Origin of the sequence: Streptomyces sp. NPDC048275, from assembly GCF_040652275.1 — a bacterium.
In the GTDB taxonomy this organism is placed as follows: domain Bacteria; phylum Actinomycetota; class Actinomycetes; order Streptomycetales; family Streptomycetaceae; genus Streptomyces.
The window spans coordinates 1-1,115 of the sequence record NZ_JBEZLR010000270.1 but is presented as its reverse complement, the minus strand read 5'-3'; the positions used below and the strand labels follow the sequence as shown (position 1 = coordinate 1,115).

The window sequence follows — 1,115 nt, the reverse complement described above, 5'->3', positions numbered from 1 at the left end:
GCCGAGAGTGGGGGAGTCGGCAACCGACGACAACGCCGCAGATGGGCGTGCCAGACCCCGCGTCTGCGGCATGATCCGCCGGACAGGCCCTAGGGAATCAGTGGGCGCACCTCCTCGGCCGCGAACCGTACGAAGCCCTCGGGGTCCGGTTCGTCGGCGGTGGGCTGGAGGACGACGGTGTCGGCGCCGGCGTCCACAAGCCGCTGGACCGCCTCGGCGACCGCGCCCGCGTCCCCGGCGACTCCGTGCTCCGGGAACGGTTTCTCTCCGTTGGCCTCGATCTCGGCGCGCAGGCGGGCGGCCGCGTCGGGCCCGGTGGCCGTGTGGAGGTTCACGACCACCCGATGGGAGTCGGTCCGGCCCGCCGACTCCCGCCCCTCGTCGATGAGTTGACGTGCCTGACGCACCCCTTCGGGCGCGGTGGCGGCGTGCAGGATGGTGCCGTCCGCGGCCTCGCCGGAGAGCCGGAGCGTACGGGGGCCGGTGGCGCCGGTCAGCACCTCCGGGGCACCCGTCGGCGGCCAGTCGAGGGCGACGCCGTCGAGCTTCACGTACCGCCCGTCCGTGGTCACCCTCTCCCCCCGCAGCAGGGCGCGCAGGGCGTCGAGGTGCTCGCGCAACAGCGTCACGGGCGACTCGGCCCGCGCCCCGACCTGCCCCATCCAGTCCTGTACGCCGTGGCCGACGGCCAGGATCGCGCGCCCCGGGAACATCCGGTGCAGCGTGGCGGCCTCCATCGCGGTGACAGCGACGTTCCGCAGCGGAACGGGCAGCAGTCCCACCCCGACACGCAACCGCTCGGTCCAGGCGAGCGCCGCCGCCGCGGCGGAGATCCCCCCTTCAAGGAAACAGTCCTCCCACAGCCACAACTCCTCGAGGCCCGCATCCTCGGCGACGCGGGCCATGGCACGCAGTCGCTCGGGAGGAAGTTGGGGTCGAAACACAGCACCGAGTCCAGTCATGCGCACTTCCTACCCAGGGCCCACCTCCGGGACAACTGCTTTAGGCCGACCGGCAATTGGAGGGTGGGAGAAGGAGCGGGGTCTGGTGCGTGCAGCTGCAAGGCGGAGGAGGGAGTGATGGCGGAGCCATCGCGACCGACGACAACGCGGCAG

The 1,115-nt window shown here is 72.6% G+C and carries 1 protein-coding gene; it reads right to left on the bottom strand.

The features are described from left to right. Positions 1-89: 89 nt before the first annotated feature. On the bottom strand, positions 90-962 hold the full coding sequence (locus AB0D57_RS47875) for an LLM class flavin-dependent oxidoreductase (RefSeq protein ID WP_362088795.1): 873 nt from the start codon (positions 960-962) through the stop codon (positions 90-92). Between the last annotated feature and the right edge of the window lie 153 nt (positions 963-1,115).